The 2,559-nt window shown below is 69.5% G+C and carries 3 protein-coding genes; all 3 read left to right on the top strand.

Translation table 11 applies throughout. From position 1 onward, the window contains the following. Positions 1-106: SDR family oxidoreductase (locus AC1D15_RS26470; protein ID WP_477828338.1), on the top strand; the 106-nt coding region annotated here is incomplete at its 5' end. Between the two features lie 19 nt (positions 107-125). Next, positions 126-989, top strand: coding sequence for a fumarylacetoacetate hydrolase family protein (locus AC1D15_RS26465; protein ID WP_477828337.1), 864 nt, complete (start codon positions 126-128; stop codon positions 987-989). Between the two features lie 10 nt (positions 990-999). Next, complete coding sequence (locus tag AC1D15_RS26460) at positions 1,000-2,520, top strand: UxaA family hydrolase (RefSeq protein WP_477828336.1); 1,521 nt, start codon at positions 1,000-1,002, stop codon at positions 2,518-2,520. Positions 2,521-2,559 lie beyond the last annotated feature (39 nt).

Raw genomic sequence — 2,559 nt, 5'->3', positions numbered from 1 at the left:
CGGCAGCACCGCCGAGATCGCGGCGCTGGCGGTGTATCTTGCGTCCGACGAGTCCGGGTTCACCACCGGCACCTCGCAGATCATCGACGGTGGTTGGTCCAACTGAAGCACGGAAAGAGAAGTCCATGAAATTGATGCGCCACGGCCCGAAGGGCTCCGAGCAACCCGCGCTGGTCGATGCCGACGGCCAGCTKCGCGACCTGTCGGGCGTGCTCGCCGACATCACTGCCGCGACGCTGTCGCCGCACGGCCTGAAGCGGCTGCACGAGCTGGATCCGTCGACGCTGCCGCTCATCGAGACACCGGGCCGCCTCGCGCCGCCCTGGGCGGGCCTCGGCAAGTTCATCTGCATCGGCCTGAACTATGCGGACCACGCCGCCGAATCGGGCCAGCCGGTGCCGGCCGAGCCGGTGATCTTCATGAAGGCGAGCAGCGCGCTGATCGGCTGCAACGACCCGGTCGTGCTGCCGAAGAACTCGGTGAAGAGCGACTGGGAGGTCGAGCTCGGCGTCGTGATCGGCAGCACGGCACGCTACGTGTCCGAGGCCGACGCACTGAACCACGTGGCCGGCTACTGCATCGTCAACGACCTGTCGGAACGCGAGTACCAGCTGGAGCGCGGCGGCACCTGGGACAAGGGCAAGGGCTGCGACACCTTCGGCCCGGTCGGCCCGTGGCTGGTCACGAAGGACGAGGTGCCCGATCCGCAGAATCTGCCGATGTGGCTCGAGGTGAACGGCAAGCGGTTCCAGAACGGCAACACGAAGACGATGGTGTTCAACGTGGCGCACCTGGTGAGCTACGTGAGCCGCTTCATGACGCTGAACCCGGGCGACCTGATCAGCACCGGCACGCCGCCGGGTGTCGGCATGGGGCAGAAGCCGCAGCTGTACCTGAAGCCGGGCGATTCGATCAAGCTGGGCATCCAGGGCCTGGGTGAGCAGCAGCAGAAGGTGCATGCATGGAATCCGGAGTTGATCGACGGCTGACGAGGCCCTGATGGAAACCAGCGCGCCGACGATTCGCATCCACCCAGCCGACGACGTCGTCATCGCGCGGCGCCAGCTGGTGTCGGGCACGCGCATCGACTCCGAGGGCGTGACCGTCAGCGGCCTGATCCCGCCCGGCCACAAGCTCGCGGTGCGCGACCTGCCGGCCGGCGCCCCGGTGCGGCGCTACAACCAGGTGATCGGCATCGCGCGCCAGCCGATCACTGCCGGCCAGCACGTGCACACGCACAACCTCGAGTTCTCGAGCTTCGAGCGCGACCCCGCCGTCGGCGCCGACGCGCACCCGACGGCCTTCGTCGAGACCCCGGCCACCTTCCAGGGCATCGTGCGCGCCGACGGCCGCATCGCGACGCGCAACTACATCGGCATCCTGACCTCGGTGAACTGCTCGGCGACCGTCGCCCGCGCGATCGCCGACCACTTCCGGCGCGACATCCACCCCGAGGCGCTGGCCGCGTTCCCGAACGTCGACGGCGTCGTCGCGCTGACGCACGGCGCCGGCTGCGCGACCGACAGCGAAGGCGAGCCGCTGCAGGTGCTCCGCCGCACGCTGGCCGGCTATGCGCGGCACCCGAACTTCGCCGCGCTGCTGATGGTGGGCCTCGGATGCGAGACCAACCAGATCGCCGGCATCGGCCTGGCCGACGGCCCACGCCTGCACAGCTACAACATCCAGGACGCCGGCGGCACCGCGAAGGCGGTCGCGCGCGGCATCGCGCTCGTCAACGAGATGCTGCCGGAAGCGAACCGCACCCGGCGCCAGCCGGTCAGCGCGAGCCACCTGTGCGTCGGGCTGCAATGCGGCGGCTCCGACGGCTACTCCGGCATCAGCGCGAACCCGGCGCTCGGCGCCGCGGTCGACCTGCTGGTGCGCCACGGCGGCACCGCGATCCTGTCGGAGACGCCCGAGATCTACGGCGGCGAACACCTGCTGACGCGGCGCGCGGTGTCGCCCGCGGTCGCCGGCAAGCTGCTCGCGCGGCTGCGCTGGTGGGAAGACCACTGCGAGCGCAACCATGCCGAGATGGACAACAACCCGTCGGCCGGCAACAAGGCCGGCGGGCTGACCACCATCCTCGAGAAATCGCTGGGCGCGATCGCGAAGAGCGGCACCACCAACCTGGTCGAGGTCTGCGAATACGCCGAGCCGGTGACGGCGCACGGCCTGGTGTTCATGGACACGCCGGGCTACGACCCGGTCAGCGCGACCGGCCAGGTCGCCGGCGGCGCCAACCTGATCTGCTTCACGACCGGCCGCGGCTCGGCCTACGGCTGCGCACCGTCACCGTCGCTGAAGCTGTCGACCAACACCGCGCTGTGGCTGCGCCAGCAGGACGACATCGACATCAACTGCGGCAGCATCGTCGACGGCACGGCCACCATCGGCGAGCTCGGCGAAGCGATCTTTGCGCAGATGCTGGCCACCGCATCGGGCGAGCTGACCAAGAGCGAACGCCACGGCTACGGCCAGAACGAATTCGTGCCGTGGCAGTTCGGCGCGGTGATGTAGGTCCGTGATGTAGATCCTCAGCGCGCCAGCAGGTGCTGC

This window comes from Rhizobacter sp. P2_H2, assembly GCF_056403375.1.
Note: the sequence above shows the minus strand (reverse complement) of the source record. Positions and strands in the feature narration are given on the sequence as shown.

Coding starts and splice junctions, on each gene's coding strand:
- AC1D15_RS26460 (WP_477828336.1), top strand. CDS start 1,000: ATGGAAACCAGCGCGCCGACGATTCGCATCCACCCAGCCGACGACGTC.